Source organism: Caenispirillum bisanense (assembly GCF_900230255.1).
Classification (GTDB): Bacteria; Pseudomonadota; Alphaproteobacteria; order Rhodospirillales; family Rhodospirillaceae; genus Caenispirillum; species Caenispirillum bisanense_A.
The window spans coordinates 798,025-815,884 of sequence record NZ_OCNJ01000001.1; the positions used below are offsets into that span (position 1 = coordinate 798,025).

At 69.8% G+C, this 17,860-nt stretch carries 12 protein-coding genes; 7 read left to right on the top strand and 5 right to left on the bottom strand.

Annotated elements, in window-relative coordinates:
• Window positions 1-141 precede the first annotated feature (141 nt).
• On the top strand, window positions 142-1,662 hold the full coding sequence (locus CRP50_RS03780) for an MBOAT family O-acyltransferase (protein ID WP_097277622.1): 1,521 nt from the start codon (window positions 142-144) through the stop codon (window positions 1,660-1,662).
• A gap of 22 nt (window positions 1,663-1,684) precedes the next feature.
• A complete protein-coding gene (locus CRP50_RS03785) occupies window positions 1,685-2,926 on the top strand; it encodes a hypothetical protein (RefSeq protein ID WP_097277623.1) in 1,242 nt (413 codons plus the stop codon).
• Window positions 2,927-2,994: 68 nt separating this feature from the next.
• On the opposite strand, the gene CRP50_RS03790 is transcribed toward CRP50_RS03785, so the two are convergent.
• Complete coding sequence (locus tag CRP50_RS03790; protein ID WP_097277624.1) at window positions 2,995-4,230, bottom strand: TIGR03087 family PEP-CTERM/XrtA system glycosyltransferase; 1,236 nt, start codon at window positions 4,228-4,230, stop codon at window positions 2,995-2,997.
• 140 nt (window positions 4,231-4,370) lie between these two features.
• Entirely contained in the window at window positions 4,371-5,099 is a 729-nt protein-coding gene (locus CRP50_RS03795) for a helix-turn-helix transcriptional regulator (protein WP_176525010.1), read from the bottom strand.
• 419 nt (window positions 5,100-5,518) lie between these two features.
• Between CRP50_RS03795 and CRP50_RS03800 the strand changes: the two genes are divergently transcribed.
• The 5 genes from CRP50_RS03800 to glp (CRP50_RS03820) all read left to right on the top strand — a co-directional run bounded on the left by CRP50_RS03800 (window position 5,519) and on the right by glp (CRP50_RS03820) (window position 9,810).
• On the top strand, window positions 5,519-6,133 hold the full coding sequence (locus CRP50_RS03800; protein ID WP_097277626.1) for an inner membrane-spanning protein YciB: 615 nt from the start codon (window positions 5,519-5,521) through the stop codon (window positions 6,131-6,133).
• Between the two features lie 81 nt (window positions 6,134-6,214).
• Entirely contained in the window at window positions 6,215-7,477 is a 1,263-nt protein-coding gene (glp, locus tag CRP50_RS03805; RefSeq protein WP_097277627.1) for a gephyrin-like molybdotransferase Glp, read from the top strand.
• Window positions 7,478-7,487: 10 nt separating this feature from the next.
• Window positions 7,488-8,051, top strand: a complete 564-nt coding sequence (locus CRP50_RS03810) for a DUF2478 domain-containing protein (RefSeq protein ID WP_176525011.1) — start codon at window positions 7,488-7,490, stop codon at window positions 8,049-8,051.
• Window positions 8,048-8,566, top strand: coding sequence for a molybdopterin-guanine dinucleotide biosynthesis protein B (gene mobB / locus CRP50_RS03815; RefSeq protein WP_097277629.1), 519 nt, complete (start codon window positions 8,048-8,050; stop codon window positions 8,564-8,566). The genes CRP50_RS03810 and mobB overlap by 4 nt, the downstream gene beginning before the upstream one ends.
• Window positions 8,563-9,810, top strand: a complete 1,248-nt coding sequence (glp, locus tag CRP50_RS03820) for a gephyrin-like molybdotransferase Glp (RefSeq protein ID WP_097277630.1) — start codon at window positions 8,563-8,565, stop codon at window positions 9,808-9,810. The genes mobB and glp (CRP50_RS03820) overlap by 4 nt, the downstream gene beginning before the upstream one ends.
• A 379-nt stretch (window positions 9,811-10,189) precedes the next feature.
• Here glp (CRP50_RS03820) and glgB read toward each other — a convergent pair whose 3' ends face one another.
• From glgB to CRP50_RS25940, 3 genes are all read right to left on the bottom strand, one after another.
• Window positions 10,190-12,412, bottom strand: coding sequence for a 1,4-alpha-glucan branching protein GlgB (glgB, locus tag CRP50_RS03825; protein WP_097277631.1), 2,223 nt, complete (start codon window positions 12,410-12,412; stop codon window positions 10,190-10,192).
• A gap of 10 nt (window positions 12,413-12,422) precedes the next feature.
• A complete protein-coding gene (treS, locus tag CRP50_RS03830) occupies window positions 12,423-15,707 on the bottom strand; it encodes a maltose alpha-D-glucosyltransferase (protein WP_097277632.1) in 3,285 nt (1,094 codons plus the stop codon).
• Between the two features lie 86 nt (window positions 15,708-15,793).
• Window positions 15,794-17,845: an alpha-1,4-glucan--maltose-1-phosphate maltosyltransferase gene (locus tag CRP50_RS25940; RefSeq protein ID WP_097277633.1), complete on the bottom strand. Its 2,052-nt coding sequence runs from the start codon at window positions 17,843-17,845 to the stop codon at window positions 15,794-15,796.
• Window positions 17,846-17,860: the final 15 nt, after the last annotated feature.

Genomic DNA, 17,860 nt, shown 5'->3' on the forward strand with positions numbered 1-17,860 from the left:
CGGGATGGTGAAGCCGGAGCTTTCCTCCAACGGGACTGTCACTGCGCCTGCGGCGGCGCACTGGGTGGCAACCGGCACGGCATCTTGGTGTTCTTGGTGCCTTGGTGGCTAACCATCCTCCACCGCCAGGTACGAAGCACCATGCTTTTCAACAGCTACGAGTTTCTGTTCCTGTTCCTGCCGGTGGTCGCCGCCGGCTATGCCGTGCTGAGCCGGTGGGGGCAGGGGCGGGGCGTGGTGGCGTGGCTGGTGCTGGCGTCGCTGTTCTTCTACGGCTGGTGGAATCCGGTCTATCTGGTGCTGCTCGGCGGCTCCATGGTGGTCAACTACGGCCTCGGCCGCGCCATCGCCGGCCGGCGTGGGAGCGGGCGGGACAGGGCGGCGAAGGCGCTGCTCATCGCGGGCATCGCCGCCAACCTGGGGGCGCTCGGCTACTTCAAGTATGCCGGGTTGCTGGTGCAGACGGTCAATGACGCCGCCGGCACGGGCTTCACCATGGGCGCCATCGTGCTGCCGCTCGCCATCTCCTTCTTCACCTTCCAGCAGATCGCCTACCTGGCCGACTGCTGGGCCAACGGCGACGACGGCGGTTACGGACCGTTGCGCTATGCGCTGTTCGTCAGCTTCTTCCCGCAGCTCATCGCCGGCCCCATCGTCCATCACCGCGAGATGATGCCGCAGTTCGCCCGCCCCGCCGGTCTGACGGCCGAGAACGCCGCCGTCGGCGTCACCGTGCTCGCCATCGGCCTGTTCAAGAAGGCGGTGCTGGCCGACGGCATCGCGCCTTACGCCACCGGCGCCTTCCGGGCGGCGGAGCAGGGGGCGGCGCTGGATCTTTTGCAGGCCTGGGGCGGGGCGCTGGCCTACAGCTTCCAGATCTACTTCGACTTCTCGGGCTATTCCGATATGGCCATCGGGGCGGCGCTGATCTTCGGCATCACCCTGCCGCTCAACTTCGCCTCGCCCTACAAGGCCACCAGCATCATCGAGTTCTGGCGGCGCTGGCACATGACGCTGTCGCGCTTCCTGCGCGACTATCTCTACATCCCGCTCGGCGGCAGCCGCAAGGGAACGGCCTGGCGCTACGGCAACCTGATGATCACCATGCTGCTCGGCGGACTGTGGCACGGCGCCGGCTGGACCTTCCTGGCATGGGGCGGGCTGCACGGCTTCTATCTGATGGTCGCCCACCTGTGGCGGGCGGTGGCGGGCGACCGGCGGCCGTTGCGCGGCGTCGGCGGCTGGGCGCTGACCATGCTGGCCGTGGTGGTCGCCTGGGTGTTCTTCCGCGCCGAGAGCTTCGCCGGCGCCTGGACCCTGCTCGGCGGCATGGCGGGGCTGAACGGCGTCGCCCTGCCCAACGCCATCGCCGCCCGCCTGGGCGAGGCCTGGACGCTGCTGAGCGGCTGGGGCGTCGAAAGCTACCTCGGCGGCGGCAGCGACTTCGTCCTCATGTGGACATGGATCGCCGTGCTGCTGCCCATCGCCGTCGCCTGCCCGAACACGCAGGAAATCGTCGCCCGCCTGCGCCAGGGCACGGAGCGGGCGAGCCGCCTGCAATGGCAGCCCTCGGGGCGCTGGGCGGTGGCGACGGGCGTCGCGGCCGGGGTGGGCGTGCTGACGCTGACCGGCGTGTCCGAGTTCCTCTACTTCCAGTTCTGAGCCTGCGAGGGTCGCCATCACCATGAGCCGCCACGGTCGCTATCTCCGCCTCTGCGCCGCCGCCTTCGCCGGAACCCTGGCGGTCGCCGCGGCGGTGAACGTGGCGGTCGACCCCTACGGCCTGTTCGGCACCCCCCGCGTCGCCGGGGTCAATGCCGTGAAGCCGGAAGCGTCGAGCCATTCCCGCGTCGCCAAGCCCTATCAGGTGGCGGCGGCGCGGCCGGCGACGCTGGTGGTCGGCAACTCGCGGCCGGAGATGGGGCTGGACCCAGCCTCCGCCTGCTGGAGCGCGGCGGAGCAGCCGGTCTACAACCTCGGCCTGCCCGGCGCCTCCTTCGCCATGCAGCTGGAGGCGCTGCGCCACGGCCTGGCGGCGGGGACGGTGCGCACGGTGGTGATCGGCCTCGACTTCCTCGACTTCCTGCACGTCGGCGCCGTCGCCACGGCGGGCGAGGGCGGCAGCGGCGGCGGTTCGCCCGGTGACTGGCAGCGCCGCCTCGCGCTCGGACCGGAGGGCGCCGGCCAGTGGCGGCAGCGGCTCACCGACGGGTGGCGGGCGGCGGTGTCGCTCGATGCGCTGGCCGACAGCCTGCGGACGGTGGTCGCCCAGCACGATCCCGACGCCGGCGACCTGCGGGCGGACGGGTTCAACCCGGCACGGCCCTACCGCGCCATCATCGCCGCCGAGGGCCAGCGCGTGCTGTTCGCCCAGAAGCAGGACGAGTTGCGCGGCCTGTTTTCGCGCCCCGGCCTGCACCTGCCGGCGGCAGACACCTCGCCGGAACTGGCGGCGCTGGATGCCCTGCTGGCGGAGCTGGCGGCGCGCGGGGTGACGCCGCATCTGTTCCTCAACCCCTACCACGCCGCCTACCTGTCGGCGGTGGATCACGGCGGGTTGTGGCCGGACTTCCTGCGCTGGAAGGCGGACCTGCTGGCGGTGACGGCGGCGCACGGGGTGCCGCTGTGGGACTTCAACACCCTCGGCCCCTTCGCCCGCGAGGCGGTGCCGCCGGCCGGCGACCGTCGCACCACGCTGCGCTGGTTCTGGGAGCCGGCCCACTATACGGCGGCCCTTGGGGAACGCATGCTGGGCGCCCTGCTCGGCCGCGACTGCGCCGCCCCGGCGGAGGCACCGGGCGAGCGCCTGACCGTCGCCGCCCTGGCCGAGCAGCAGCGCACCCTGCGCCCCGTGCTCGACGCCTGGAAGGCCGGGCGGGTGGCAGAGACAGGGGAGGGCGGGGTGGTGCCGGTGTCGTCGCGGTAGAGCCTTTTGCGCTCCGGCGCCGTCGCGCCGGAGCTGCGTTCACGCGCCACGCAGGCTCGCGCGCTGCCCTATTCCGCCGCGCCGCGCACCGGCTCCGGCCCGTCGAGGCCGCGCAGGCAGGTGTCGAAGGCGGCGAAGGTGTGGTCCCAGCCGTGATGCTCCACCACGAAGCGCCGGGCCTGGGCGCCGAGCGCCAGGGCGCGCGCCGGCTCCAGGGCCTGCAGCACCGCGTCGGCTACCGCCGGCGCGCCGTCGGCGAGCAGGAGGTCGCGGCCGGGCTCGGCGGCGATGCCGGTGAGGGCGGCGGTGGTGACCACCGTCGGCCGGCCCATGGCCATGGCCTCCAGCACCTTGTTCTGGATGCCGCGGGCGATGCGCAAGGGGGCTACGCAGACAGTGGCATGCCGCACGTAGGGCCGCACGTCGGGCACCCGCCCGGTGACCAGGATCTCCGGCCGGCTGGCCAGGGCCTGCACCTCGCGCGCCGGGTTGGCGCCGACGATCGCCAGCCGCGCCGCCGGCACCTTGCGCCGCACCAACGGCAGGATGTCGTGCGCCAACCACAGGGCGGCGTCGATGTTGGGCGGGTAGTCCATGTGGCCGGTGAAGGCGAGCACCGGCCCGGCGCCGTCGTAGGGTGACACGGCGGCGTGCTCGGGGCTGAAGAAGGCGGTGTCGACGCCGTTGGGCACGCCCAGCACGCGCGCCCGCGCCCGCGGCGCGACCTGGCGGAACAGGGCCGCCTCGGGCTCGGAGACCAGCGTGCACCATGCCGCCTCGTCGGCCAGGCGGCGCTCCAGGGCGGCGACGCGCACCGCCTCGCGGGCGAAGACCCAGCGCATGGGCGGGCGCGCTTCCCGCGCGTAGTGGGCGAACTTGGCGCTGTCGACGTCCACCACGTCGGCCACCAGCAGCGGCGGCCGGGCCGGCTCGTCGAGCAGGTAGGGTGCCATGTTGGACGACGAGATGACGCCGGCCTTGGGCTTCACCTCGGTCAGCACGCGCCGCACCCAGGCGCGCAAGGACGCATCGCCGAAATAGGTGACGCTGAGGCCCTCGCCGGTCAGCAGCCCGCGCAACGACCACATACGGGCGCGGCGGCGGTCGAGCACGCCGAAGTGGGCGTCGGCGACCATGGCGCGCACGGTGTCGCGGTGCTGCAGGTCGTCGGGGTCGTCGATGAGGCAGCCGAGGTGCACCCGGTGGCGCCGCGCCAGCCGCTCCAGCAGGCGGAAGGAGCGGATCTTCTCGCCCTTGTTGGGCGGGTAGGGGATGCGCTGGGTGAGGAACAGCACGTCTGCCATGACGGCTCCCGTCGCTGAGGCGGAGAAGGGGAAGGAGGTCTCCGCCATGGTACGGGGCCGGCGCGCCGGAGCGACGGTTCAGGGGGCGAGCCGCTGCGGCAAGGAGGGGTAATCCCGGCGGACCGCCGCAGGAGGCAGGGTCAGCCGGGGGCGCCGGGGGGGCTCTCGCTGCCGCTGCCGCCGCCGTCGCCGGCCTGACCGCGCAGCCCGCCGTCGGCACAGTGGTAGAACACGGCCGCCTCGGTGCGGTTGCGCAGGCCGAGGTGGTCGAGGATGCGCTTCACCGTGCGCTTGACCTGCGGTTCACCCATGCCGAGGCGGCGGGCGATCTGCTCGTTGGTCATGCCTTCGGCGATGAGAGCGATGACTTCCTGCTCGAGGTCGTCGAGGCGCTGCAGCCGTTCCTGCCGCACCGCGTCCACCGCCAGCGAGGCGCGGGCGCGGCCGGGCAGGGTGACGAAGCCGTCCAGCGCCATGGTCAGCGCCCTGCCGAGCCGGCGGGGCGGGACCTCCAGGAAGATCAGGTTGTCGATGAGGTCGGCATAGGGCGCGATCTCGATCATCTGGTCGGAGCGGGTCAGGAACACGGTCGGCAGCGAGCCGGTGCGCCGCGCCTGACCAATGGCGTTGGACCACGGCTCGTTCGCCACCCGGCTGGCCGAGGCGATGAGGACCGACCCCTCCCGTCGCGCCGTGAGAAGGTCCGCCGGCCTATCCAGGAAGTAGAGCGGCGCATGCTTCACGTCGGCGACCAGTTCCCCGAGCACGCCGAGGTCTTCGCGGGCGACCAGGCACAGGAGCGCGCGCGGCCAGCCTTTGCCGTTTTCGGCCGCGCCGGCCGCCTTCCTGATGTCGTCCCTTTCCGCCATGGAGCTCATCCAATTCGCCATCTGCTGCATGTTACGCTAGGGCTCCCGGGTCGCTGCGGTAAACGGCACATGTGAAGTCTTCCGTGTTTTTTCGGGGTAGAATAAAGTCATTCCCGTGAAGTACGTCGGCATTCTTTACATTTCCGGTGCAATAAATGTGTCTGTTTTTCCGACACTGCAGAGACTACGCCGGCGACATCATAGACTTCTTGCTGGCGCTGCCGCTGGCCTGCCGATGCGGCGATCGGCTGGCGTGAGGTCATACCTAGGTCTGTCCTACCATGCCCTTTGTCTAGGGGGTAGGTGTTGTGACCTTTTGGTGTATCGGGCGGTCGAAGGGCTTGTTCCACCGCACCACCGGCCGGTGCGCGTCGTTCTGCTGCAATGGAAGTTGAGCCGATGCAGGAACAGGAGCCCGCGTGGCCAAGACGTCGTGGAACATCCGCCAGGCGGCGCTTCGCCTGGTTTTCGAACTGGGGCCGGCCGTCGTCTTCTTCGCGGCCACCAAGATCTGGGGAATCTACGCCGGTACCATCGCCCTGATGGCCTCGGCCGCCCTCTCCACGGTGGTGTCGTGGTACCGCACGCGCCGCATTCCCGTCATGCCGCTGGCCGGCCTCGGCCTGACGCTGCTGTTCGGCGGCATGACCTTGTGGTGGCGCGACGACCAGTTCATCAAGATGCAGCCGACCCTGGTCAACGGCATCAGCGCCCTGGTGCTGGCTGGCGCGCTGGCGGTCAAGAAGCTGCCGCTGAAGGCGATCTTCGGCGCCGGCACCCATGCCCGCACCGAGGCGTGGCGCACCCTGACGCTGGCCCTGGTCGCCTTCCTGACCCTGCTGGCGGTGATGAACGAGATCATGTGGCGGGCCTTTCCGACCGACACCTGGGCCGCCTACAAGGCCTTCGTCATCCCCACGCTCGACGGCTTGTTCGTGGCCGGCGCCTACAAGTACCTGCGCGCCAACCGGCTGGATGCGCCCGAGGCCGGCGACCTGACCGAACCGCGCGAGGCGCCGGAACCGGCCGGATGAGCGGCCGGACGTTTCCATCGTTGTCCTGCTCGACGACGCTGGAGTATCCTTGCCGATCAACGAGATGGTGATGTCCTTTCCATGCAGGGCGACCTCAACGACTGCTTCAAGGCGCCGGACGATCTGCTGCGCCTCGACGACGCGCTGGCGATGCTCGAACGGCGCCTGTTTCCCGTGGTGGCGACCGAGACGGTGGGCCTGACGGCGGCGCTCGGCCGCGTGCTGGCCGAGCCCGTGCACGCCCGCACCGGCAACCCGCGCTTCGACAACGCGGCCATGGACGGCTTCTGCCTCCGCTCCGCCGACCTGAACGCCGCCGCGCCGACGACGTTGCCGATCACCGGCCGCCACGCCGCCGGCCAGGCGCCCGGCGAGCCGTTGGCGGCGGGAGCGGCGGCGCGCATCTTCACCGGCGCCCCCCTGCCGCCGGGCGCCGATGCGGTGGTGATGCAGGAAGACTGCACGGTCGACGGTGACCGCGTGACCATTCCGCCCGGCATCGCCGCCGGCAACTTCGTGCGCAAGGTGGGCGAGGACTTCGCCGAGGGCGGCGTCGTGGTGCAGCCCGGCCGCCGCCTGCGGCCGCAGGACGTCGCCATGGCGGCGGCGGCCGGCGTGGCGCAACTGACCGTCTACCGCCGCCTGAAGGTCGGCGTGTTCGGCACCGGCGACGAACTGGTGGAGCCCGGCAATCCCCTCGGCCCGGCGCAGATCTACGGCAGCAACCGTTACGGCCTGCTGGCCGCGCTCGCGACCCTCGGGGTGGAGGCCAACGACCTCGGCCATCTGCCGGACCGCCGCGACGCCACCGAGGCGGCGCTGAAGGCGGCCGGCGAGACCCAGGATCTCATCGTCACCTCCGGCGGCGTGTCCGTCGGCGGCGAGGATCACGTGGTGGCGGCGGTGCGGGCGCTCGGGCAGGTGCACGTGTGGCGCATGGCGGTGAAGCCGGGCAAGCCGACCACCCTCGGCACCGTCGGCAAGGCGGCCTTCGTCGGGCTGCCGGGCTACCCGGTGTCGACGCTGGCGACCTTCATGGTGGTGGCGCGTCCCGTCGTGCTGCGGCTGTCGGGTGCCACGGCCGAACCGCTGTTCCCCGAGGTCTACCCGCTGCCGGCCGATTTCACCTTCGTGAAGAAGCACAAGCGCCGCCAGTTCGTGCGCGCCAGCCTCGACCGCTCCGGCGGATCGCCTGTCGTGCGCCTGTTCCCGAGCCAGGAGCCGCACGTGCTGTCGTCGCTCGTGCAGTCCGACGGGCTCGTCGACCTGCGCGAGGATTGCACCGGCGTCTTGCCCGGCGACATGGTGTCCTTCATCCCCTATGCCCATATCCTGCCGGTGTGAGGAGGCGCCCATGAGCGACGACATGGAAGTCCGCATCGGCGTCGTGGTCCACGACCGCGGCCAGGACGGCGAGGACGTGTTCGCGGATTTCGTCCGCGCGCTGATGGCGCGCGCGCCTTTCCGCATCGGCGGCCTGTATCAGGAGACGGTGCGCAATCCCGACGGCCCCAACCTGATGGAACTGGTGGACGCCGGCAGCGGCGAACGCTTCCGCATCTCGCAGGCGCTGGGCTCCGGCTCGGCGTCCTGCTGCCTCGACCCGAGCGGCCTGGCCGATGCCTCGGCCCGTCTGCGGGCGGTGCTGGAGGAGGGCGTCGACCTGCTCATCGCCAACAAGTTCGCCGGAGCCGAGGCCGACGGCGAGGGCCTGGCGCCCGAGATCTTCCGGGCCGTGAGCGACGGCGTGCCGGTGCTGCTGCTGGTGTCGCGCCGCTATCTGGATGCCTGGATGGAGGCCTCGGGCGGGCTCGGCACCCTCATCGAGCCGACAGTGCCGGCCATGTGGGCCTGGGTCGATGGTCTCGGGCTTTCCGCCGCTTCTTCCGTTTCCCTCGAGGACACCTCCGCATCATGAAGATTTTCGGCCTCGCCGGCTGGAGCAACAGCGGCAAGACCACCCTGATGATCGCCCTGGTCCAGGCGCTGACGGCGCGCGGCTTCCGCGTCTCCACCGTCAAGCACGCCCACCACAAGTTCGACGTCGACCAGCCGGGCAAGGACAGCTACCGCCACCGCGAGGCCGGCGCCACGGAAGTGCTGGTCACCTCCGGCACCCGCTGGGCGCTCATGCACGAGCTGCGCGGCGAGGAGGAACCGACCCTGGAAGACCTGCTGCCGCGCATGGCGGCGGTCGACCTGGTGCTGATCGAGGGCTTCAAGCGCCACCCCCACGACAAGATCGAGGTCCACCGCCCCACCGTCGGCAAGGAACCCCTGTGGCCCGGCGACCCGTCCATCGTGGCGGTGGCCAGCGACGAGGTGATTCCGGCGCTCGACCGCCCGCGCCTCGACCTCAACGACCCCGAGGCCGTGGCCGACTTCATCCTGGCCCGCATCGGCCTGCCGCACCGCAAGGACCCTGCCGCATGAGCCGCGACGCCTTCGCCCCCTCCGCCGACATGCTGCGCGCCGACGAGGCCATCACCCGCCTGCTGGCGCTGGTCGAGCCGGCGGCGGAGACGGAGCGGGTGGCGCTGACGGATGCCTACGGCCGCGTGCTGGCGGAAGACGTGATCTCCGACCGCAACGTGCCGCCGCACGACAATTCGGCGGTGGACGGCTACGCGGTGCGCTTCGCCGACCTGTCGGCGGAGGCGGAGACGACGCTGCCGGTGGTGATGCGCATCCCCGCCGGCCACGTGCCGGAACGCCCGCTGGCGCCGGGCGAGGCGGCGCGCATCTTCACCGGCGCCCCGGTGCCGGCCGAGGCGGACACCATCATTCCGCAGGAGCCTTGCCGCGAGGAGGACGGCCGCGTCGTCCTGCCGCCGGTGAAGAAGGCGGGCCAGAACCTGCGCCGGGCGGGCGAGGACATCGTCGCCGGCCAGTGCATCCTGGGCGCCGGCACCCGCCTGCGGCCGCAGGAGGTGGGTTACATGGCCTCCGTCGGCTGCGCCCGGCCGCTGGTCTATCGGACGGTGCGGGCGGCGGTGTTCTCCACCGGCGACGAGGTCCGCGACCCCGGCGCCGACGCCCCGCCGGGCGCCATCTACGACAGCAACCGCTATGTTTTGATCGGTTTGCTGCGCGACATGGGCTGCACGGTGCGCGACTTCGGCATCCTGCCCGACGATCCCGCCCGCTTGCGCGCCGTATTGCAGGAGGCGGCGGCGGAGGCCGACGTGGTGCTCACCTCGGGCGGTGTGTCGACCGGCGAGGAAGACCACGTGAAGGCGGTGCTGGGCGAGTTGGGCACGCTCGACTTCTGGCGCGTCGCCATCCGCCCCGGCCGGCCGCTGGCGGTGGGCCGGGTGGGGCAGGCGGCCTTCATCGGGCTGCCGGGCAACCCGGTGGCGGTCTTCGTCACCTTCATGATGTTCGCCCGGCCGCTGATCCTGAAGCGCATGGGCCTGCGCGAGGTGCTGCCGCGCCCCGTGCCCGTGCGCGCCGGCTTCGCCTTCAAGAAGCGCCCCGGCCGCCGCGAATGGCTGCGCGCCACCCTGGAGCCGGGCGACGACGGCCTGCCCGTCGCCCAACGCTTTCCCAGCGAGGGCTCGGGCATCCTGCGCAGCGTGGTGACCTCCCACGGCCTGCTCGCCCTGCCCGAGGACCCGGCGGAGATCACGCCGGGCATGGTCCTGGACTTCCTGCCGTTCGAGGAGTTGAAGCGGTAGGGGGGCGGCAGGGTGTTGAAATATATGTGGGATTGTCATGGCCGGCCTTGATCCGGCCATCCACGAGCGTCACCGGCGGCGGCCGTTGGCGGCGTTGTCCACGGCAGGCGGCAGGGGAGCCGTGGATGCCCGGCTCAAGACCGGGCATGACATAGATAGCTGAAAAATCAGAGAAACTTGTCATGGCCGGGCTCGACCCGGCCATCCACGAGCGTCTCCGCCGGCGACTGTTGGCGGCGTCTTCCACGGCGGGCGGCGTGCACGCCGTGGATGCCTGGCGCGGAGGCGGTGCGGAAGCCGGGCATGACGCACTCGGCCGGTCACCCACACCCCCCACGACGAGGGCAGGGGGGAGAGGCGTCCGCCCCTCCCCGAACCCTCACCCCTGGGGCGTGAACCACAGGGTGGACAGCGGCGGCAGGGTCAGGCACAGCGAGTAGGGCCGGCCGTGGTGTTCCACCGGCTCGGCCATCACGCCGTCGCCGTTGCCCATGCCGGAGCCGCCGTAGATGTCGGCGTCGGAGTTGATGTGCGCCTTCCAGTAGCCGCCGAAGGGCACGCCGATGCGATAGCCGTCGTGCGGCCGCGGCGTGAAGTTGGACACCACCAGCACTGGCCGCTCGTCGTCCTCGCCCGTGCGGCGCAGGAACGAGAAGATGGAGTTGTCGACGTCGGAGGCGTCCACCCACTCGAAGCCGGTCCAGTCGAAGTCCCGCTGCCACAGGCCCGGCATGGCCTTCAGCGTCAGGTTGAGGTCGCGCATGAGGCGCTGCACGCCCGCGTGCCCCGGCTGCTCCAGCAGATGCCAGTCGAGGCCCTTGTCGTGGTTCCATTCGGCCCACTGGCCGAACTCGCCGCCCATGAACACCAGCTTCTTGCCCGGATGGCCCCACATGAAGGCGAAATAGGCGCGCAGGTTGGCGAACTTCTGCCAGTCGTCGCCCGGCATCTTGCCGATCAGCGAGCCCTTGCCGTGGACCACCTCGTCGTGGCTGAGCGGCAGCACGAAGTTCTCGTTGAAGGCATAGAGCAGGCCGAAGGTCATCTGGTTGTGGTGATAGCGGCGGTGGATGGGGTCCTTGCTCATGTACGACAGGGTGTCGTGCATCCAGCCCATGTTCCACTTGAACCCGAAGCCGAGGCCGCCGAGGTAGACCGGCCGGCTGACCATGGGCCAGGCGGTGGATTCCTCGGCCAGGGTCACGGCGCCGCGGCCCTGGGTATAGACCAGCTCGTTCAGGCGGCGCAGGAAGGCGATGGCTTCCAGGTTTTCGTTGCCGCCGTACTGGTTGGGGATCCACTGCCCTTCCTCGCGCGAGTAGTCGAGGTAGAGCATGGAGGCGACGGCGTCGACGCGCAGCCCGTCGATGTGGAAGTATTCGATCCAGAACAGGGCGTTGGCGAGCAGGAAGTTCTGCACCTCGCGGCGGCCGTAGTTGTAGATCAGGGTGTTCCAGTCCATGTGCATGCCCTGGCGCGGGTCGGCATGCTCGTAGAGGTGGGTGCCGTCGAAGTAGCCGAGGCCATGGGCGTCGGTGGGGAAGTGGCCGGGCACCCAGTCGATGATGACGCCGATGCCATTGCGGTGGCAGACGTCGACGAAATAGGCGAAGTCCCGCGGGCTGCCGAAGCGGCTGGTGGGCGCGAACAGGCCGATGGGCTGGTAGCCCCAACTGCCGTCGAAGGGGAACTCGTGGACCGGCAGCACCTCGATGTGGGTGAAGCCCATGTCCTTCACATAGGCGACCAGCTGGTCGGCCATCTCGCGGTAGGTGAAGTAGCGGTTGCCGTCGGCGTGCCGCTTCCAGCTGCCCAGGTGGACCTCGTAGATGGTCATGGGCGTGTGGAGGCTCTCGCCGTCCTTCAGCACGCGCTCGCGTTCGGCGATCCAGTCGTGGTCGGTCCATTCCAGCTCCGGCGTGCCGTGGACGACGGCGGCCGTGGCCGGCGGGTGCTCGCACTGGAAGGCGTAGGGGTCGAGCTTGAGCGGCAGCACGTTGCCGTGCGGGTCGAGCAGCTCGAACTTGTAGATCTCCCCCACCGTCATGTGCGGCATGAAGATCTCCCACACGCCGCATTCCTGGCGCTTGCGCATGGGGTTGACGCGGCCGTCCCAGCCGTTGAACGGGCCGACCAGGGACACCCGCTTGGCGTTGGGCGCCCATACGGCGAAGGACACGCCCTTGACGCCGCCCAGTTCCATGGGATGGGCGCCGAGCCGTTCGAAGGCGCGCAGGTGGTTGCCCTCGGCCAGCAGGTGGACGTCCAGTTCGCCCAGCACGTAGCCGAAATCGTAGACGTCGTGGAACTCGCCGGCCGCACCGCCGTCGCGCGGGGCGGCGCGCAGGCGGTAGCGGAAGCGTTCGCGCCGGCCCGTCAGGGCGGCGGCGAAGAAGCCGCCGTCGTGGATGCGCTCGAGCGCGAATTCGCTGCCGTCGCTCGGGTCGACGACGGTGACGCTTTCGGCCCACGGCAGGAAGACGCGCACCTCGACGGGCCGGCCTCCGCCGCCGTGCATGCCGAGGACGGCGAAGGGGTCGCCGTGGTCACCGCGCACGATGGAGTCGATGGCGGGGCGGTCGACGGTCAGGGCCTGGGTCATTCTGTCTCCCTCATTCCTCCGGGCGGTCCGGGTCGACGAGCCTTAGCACGCCTTGCAGCGGAATGCGCAGCCAGTCTGGGCGGTTCGCCACTTCATAGCATACTTCGTATAGGGCCTTTTCGAGTGTAAAGGCTTCGAGCAGCGCTGCGGCCGTCTCGCCGTCGTCGGGCCAAACGGGGCAGCCGGCGATGCCCTCGCGGTAGGCGAGCAGGAAGGCGGCGGCCGTCGCGGCCTCCCAATCGGCGGTGAAGCCGCCGATGCGCTCCATGGCCTGCGGGTTGTACTCGGCCCGCTTCAGCAGGGCCGACCAGCCGGCGTAGTTGAACGAGCGCAGCATGCCGGCCACGTCCTTCAGCGCCGAGTTCTTCGACCGCCGTTCCTCCAGCTTGCGCGTCGGCTCGCCTTCGAAGTCGAGGAACACCCAGTCGTTGTGCGCCATGAGCACCTGGCCCAGGTGGAAGTCGCCGTGGAAGCGGGTCTTCACGAGGCCAGCGGGCGTGAGGCCGCGCAGCGACTCGACGCGGCGGTCGATGGCGTCCCACCGGGCGAACAGGCGCTCCACGTCGGACCGCAGGTCGTCGGCCAGGCCGGGCAGCGCCCGTTCCAGCATGCGGCGGGCCTCGTCGGCCTGTTTGCGCAAGCCCTCGGCCCAGGCGGCGAAGTCCTTTTCGGCCGCCGGTTCGGGCGTGAAGGCGGGGTCGTCGGACTGCAGCGCGAAGGCCTTGTGCATCTCGGCGACGCGGGTGCCGAGGGTGCCGGCGAGCGTCAGGAAGAACTCGTGCATGCCGGTGTCGTCCTCGGCCGCCTCGGGCGAGGCCAGTTCGGCCTCCTCCATGACGCGGTCGAGGTAGTCCAGCGTATAGGCCCAGCCGTCGCCCTGGTTGCGGACGAAGCCCTGCAGCACGGCGAGCGCCGTTTCCCGCCCCGCCGAATCCTCCAGCACCACCGAGCCGTAGAGCGGCGGGATGTGCTCGAACTTGGCCACGTCGGTCAGGTAGCGGCCGACCTCGATCTCGGGATGGATGCCCTGTTCCAGGCGCCGCAGGATCTTCATGACCATCTGCGTGCCGACCACGACCGACGTGTTGGACTGCTCGCGCGACAGGCGCTGGATCTCGCCGCTGCGGTCGAACTCGATGGTGCGGCCGGTATCGGTCGGCACGAACTTGAGCTTGCCGCCGGCGCCGGTCTCCACCTCCTTGCCGGCCAGCATGGACTCGACCATGGCGCGGGTGAAGGCGGGGTCGGCGGTGGCGTCGTGCAGGGCGCCGACGGTCGGGCCGCGCCGCACCTTGGCGACGCTGAAGGGGGCGAGGCGCTGGAACGGGTCGTCGGCGCGCGTCTCCCACGCCACCGACAGCGGCAGGAAGTAGTCGCCCGGCTTGCCGCTGCGGGTGTTGACCGTATAGACGGGCAGCAGGAACTGGGCGTCCTGGTGGCGCAGCAGGGCATGGTCGGCCCCCGTCACCTCGGTGATTTCCTCGCCCTTGGCGGCGAACCACCTTTGGTTGGGCAGGAAGCCGCGCAGGATCTGGCTTTCCACCATGTCCTTGTTGCGCCCCTGGGTGACGGTGGCGAGGTCGTTGCCGACCACCAGGGTCATCAGTTCCGGCATGGCCTGCACGGCTTCCACGTGCCAGCCCGGCGCCTCCGCCTCGTCGGCCAGCAGGAACCAGTAGAAGCCGTAGGCGGGCAGGGTGAGCAGGTAGGGCAGGTCGCCGATGGGCGGGAAGGGCGAGCGGCCGATCAACTCGATCGGCACCCGCGTCGCATAGTCGCGCAGGTCCAGTTCCACCGCCTGCGGCGCCCGGCTCAGGTTGCAGACGCAAAGGATGGACTCGCCCTCGTGCTCGCGCAGATAGGCCAGCACCTTGCGGTTGCCCGGATAGAGGAACTTGATCTCGCCGCGCCCGAAGCTCTGGTGCATCTTGCGCACGTTGATGAGCCGCCGCATCCAGTTGAGCAGGCTCCACTGGCTGCGCGACTGCGCCTCCACGTTCACCGTGGTGTAGCCGTAGACCGGGTCCATGACGCAGGGCAGGTAGAGCTTGGCCGGGTCGGACTTGGAGAAGCCGCCGTTGCGGTCCATGGTCCACTGCATGGGCGTGCGCACGCCGTCGCGGTCACCTAGGTAGATGTTGTCGCCCATGCCGATCTCGTCGCCGTAATAGACGATCGGCGTGCCCGGCATGGACATGAGCATGCTGTTCAGAAGCTCGATCTTGCGGCGGTCGTTGTCGACCAGCGGCGCGAGCCGGCGGCGGATGCCCAGGTTGATGCGGGCGCGCGGGTCCATGGCGTAGAAGTTCCACAGGTAGTCGCGCTCGCGGTCGGTGACCATCTCCAGCGTCAGTTCGTCGTGGTTGCGCAGGAAGATGGCCCATTGCGCCGTCGCCGGGATGTCGGGTGTCTGGCGCATGATGTCGGTCACGGGCAGGCGGTCCTCCTGCGCCAGCGCCATGTACATGCGCGGCATCAGGGGGAAGTGGAAGGCCATGTTGCACTCGTCGCCTTCGCCCTCGCCGAAGTAGGGCAGGACGTCTTCCGGCCACTGGTTGGCCTCGCCGAGGAACATGCGGCCGGGGAAGTGCTCGTCCACCCAGGCGCGCAGGCGCTTGATGACGGTATGGGTCTCCGGCAGGTTCTCGTTGTTGGTTCCGTCGCGCTCGATGAGGTAGGGGATGGCGTCCAGCCGCATGCCGTCGACGCCGGCCTCGAACCAGAACTTCATCACCTTGGTAATCTCGTCGAACACCGCCGGGTTGTCCCAGTTGAGGTCCGGCTGATGGCTGAAGAAGCGGTGCCAGTAGTACTGCTTCGCCACCGGGTCCCACGACCAGTTGGACGGCTCGGTATCGAGGAAGATGATGCGCGTGCCGTCGTACTTCTGGTCGGTGTCGGACCAGACGTAGAAGTTGCGCCACTTGGAGCCCTTGGGCGAGTTGCGCGCCTTCTGGAACCACGGGTGCTGGTCGGAGGTGTGGTTGATGACCAGTTCCGTGATGACCTTCAGGCCGCGCTTGTGCGCTTCCTTCACGAAGGTGCGGAAGTCCTTCATGGTGCCGTAGCGCGGGTTGACGGCCTTGTAGTCGGCGATGTCGTAGCCGTCGTCGCGTAGCGGACTCGGGTAGAACGGCAGGATCCACACCGCCGTGACCCCAAGGTCGACCATGTAGTCCAGTTTCGCCGTCACGCCCTTGAAGTCACCGATGCCGTCGTCGTCGGCATCGAAGAAGGCCTTCACGTGGGCCTGGTAGATGATGGCATCCTTGTACCAGAGCGGGTCGTCGGTCATCGGTCTCCCCGAGTGTAGCGGCGTGGTCGGTCGAAGGGCCACCGGCGGCAGGCGCCGGCGGCCGGATCAGCGGCGGGTGGTCATCCTCAGTAGCAGGGGCTGTGGTAGTCGACGGTCTTCCAGCGGGTGACGCGGAAGATCATGGCGGGGTTGGCTTCCGGGTCGAGCGTCACGTGATGCTCCGCCCCGTGCCACAGGCGGCGGGTGCCCGAGAACAGTTCCTCCACCGCGAAGGCGTCGTCGGGGCCGATGCCCAGCTCTTCCAGCGGGAAGGTGAGGGTGGCGCCGTGCGGCTCGAAGGGGTCGAGGTTGACGGCGACGAAGACGATGTTGCCGTCGTCGGCGCTGCGCTTGCCGTAGAAGATGACGTTCTGGTCGGAACTGCCGTGGAAGCGCAGGTTGGTCAGCTCGTGGAAGGCCGGGTTCTCGGTGCGGATGCGGTTGAGGTCGGTGACGAAGTCGCGGATGTTGCCGGGCGCGTTCCAGTCGCGCGCCTTGTACTGGTACTTCTCGGAGTCCAGGAACTCCTCCTTGCCCGGCACCGGCGCGTTCTCGATCAGCTCGTAGCCGTTGTACATGCCGTAGACCGACGACAGCGTCGCCGCCAGCGTCAGGCGGATCATGTGGGCCGGCCGGCCGCCGCGCTGCAGGTATTCCGGCAGGATGTCGGGCGTCGTCGGGAAGAAGTTGGGGCGCAGGTATTCGCGCGTCTCGCCCTCGATCACCAGGTCCGTCAGGTACTGCTCCAGCTCGTGGCGGAAATTGCGCCAGGTGAAGTAGGTGTAGGACTGGCTGAAGCCGATCTTGGCGAGCATGTTGAGCATGGTCGGCCGGGTGAAGGCCTCCGACAGGAAGATCACCTCCGGGTGCTCGTCCTTGATCTCGCGGATCACCCATTCCCAGAAGGGCACCGGCTTGGTGTGCGGGTTGTCGATGCGGAAGATGGTGACGCCGCAGTCCACCCAGTGGCGGAAGATGCGGCGCATCTCCTCCCACAGTTCCTTCTGGTGGTCGCCGTAGAAGTTGACGTTGACGATGTCCTGGTACTTCTTCGGCGGGTTCTCGGCGTAGCGGATGGTGCCGTCGGGGCGGAACTCGAACCACTCCGGGTGCTGGGCGATCCACGGGTGGTCGGGGGCGCATTGGACGGCGATGTCCATGGCGACTTCCATCCCCAGCTTCTTCGCCTCGCCGACGAAGCGGCGGAAGTCGGCTTCGGTGCCGAGGTCGGGATGGATCGCGTCGTGGCCGCCCTCGTCGGAGCCGATGGCGTAGGGGCTGCCCGGATCGCCCGGCTGGGCGGTGACGGCGTTGTTCCTGCCCTTGCGATTCAGCTTGCCGATGGGGTGGATGGGCAGCAGGTAGACGACGTCGAAGCCCATCTCGCGGATTTCGGGCAGGCGGGCGATGCAGTCGTCGAAGGTGCTGCTTCTGGTCGGATCGGTGCCCTGGCTGCGCGGCGCCATCTCGTACCACGCCGCGAATCGGGCGCGCACGGGATCGACCATGACTTCCAGCGTGCGGTCGTAGCACACCGAGCGGGAGCGGTCCGGCCAGCGGCGCATCAGGTCGTCGGCCTGCCGCCCGAGCAGCACGGCCGCCTTGTCCTCGGCCGTCGCCGCCGCGTCGACGCGCTGGACGAGCAGCGCGAAAGCCTGGGCGTCGGCGGCATCGGCGCGGCCGCGGGCGGCATCCACCAGCGTGCGGCCCTCAATCAGTTCCAGGTCGACCACCTGGCCCGCCTCCAGCTTCTTGCCGATGTCGTGCTTCCAGGTGGCCCAGCCGTCGTCCCACGCCTCGATGGTGTAGCAGTAGCGCGTGTTCTCGGGCAGCACCACGCCGGCCTGCCAGCAGTCCAGGCCGGGGTTGACGAGCGTCATGGGGAGCTCGGTCCAGGCGTCGGGCGCGTCCTTGGCGCGGCGGACCTTCAGCACCGCGGCGATGCGGCCGTGGCCCTCCTTGAACACCTCGGCCGATACCTCCAGCGTATCGCCGACCTCGCGCTTCACGGCGTAACGGCCGTCGTCGATTTCCGGCCGGACGTTCTGGATGACGACGGAGCGGCTGCGGACATGGGCCGCGAAGTCCTGCGGGGTGGCGATCCGGTGCGGCGTTCCCTGCGGTGCGTCATAGGCCATGAGGCGCAAACTCCT

Bases quoted from the DNA above. Each gene is read 5' to 3' on its own strand.
- CRP50_RS03785 (WP_097277623.1), top strand. From the start codon at position 1,685: ATGAGCCGCCACGGTCGCTATCTCCGCCTCTGCGCCGCCGCCTTCGCC.
- glgB (WP_097277631.1), bottom strand. From the start codon at position 12,412: ATGACCCAGGCCCTGACCGTCGACCGCCCCGCCATCGACTCCATCGTG.
- CRP50_RS03810 (WP_176525011.1), top strand. From the start codon at position 7,488: ATGAGCGACGACATGGAAGTCCGCATCGGCGTCGTGGTCCACGACCGC.
- glp (WP_097277627.1), top strand. From the start codon at position 6,215: ATGCAGGGCGACCTCAACGACTGCTTCAAGGCGCCGGACGATCTGCTG.
- CRP50_RS03795 (WP_176525010.1), bottom strand. From the start codon at position 5,099: ATGGCGGAAAGGGACGACATCAGGAAGGCGGCCGGCGCGGCCGAAAAC.
- CRP50_RS03790 (WP_097277624.1), bottom strand. From the start codon at position 4,230: ATGGCAGACGTGCTGTTCCTCACCCAGCGCATCCCCTACCCGCCCAAC.
- CRP50_RS03780 (WP_097277622.1), top strand. From the start codon at position 142: ATGCTTTTCAACAGCTACGAGTTTCTGTTCCTGTTCCTGCCGGTGGTC.
- glp (WP_097277630.1), top strand. From the start codon at position 8,563: ATGAGCCGCGACGCCTTCGCCCCCTCCGCCGACATGCTGCGCGCCGAC.
- treS (WP_097277632.1), bottom strand. From the start codon at position 15,707: ATGACCGACGACCCGCTCTGGTACAAGGATGCCATCATCTACCAGGCC.
- mobB (WP_097277629.1), top strand. From the start codon at position 8,048: ATGAAGATTTTCGGCCTCGCCGGCTGGAGCAACAGCGGCAAGACCACC.
- CRP50_RS25940 (WP_097277633.1), bottom strand. From the start codon at position 17,845: ATGGCCTATGACGCACCGCAGGGAACGCCGCACCGGATCGCCACCCCG.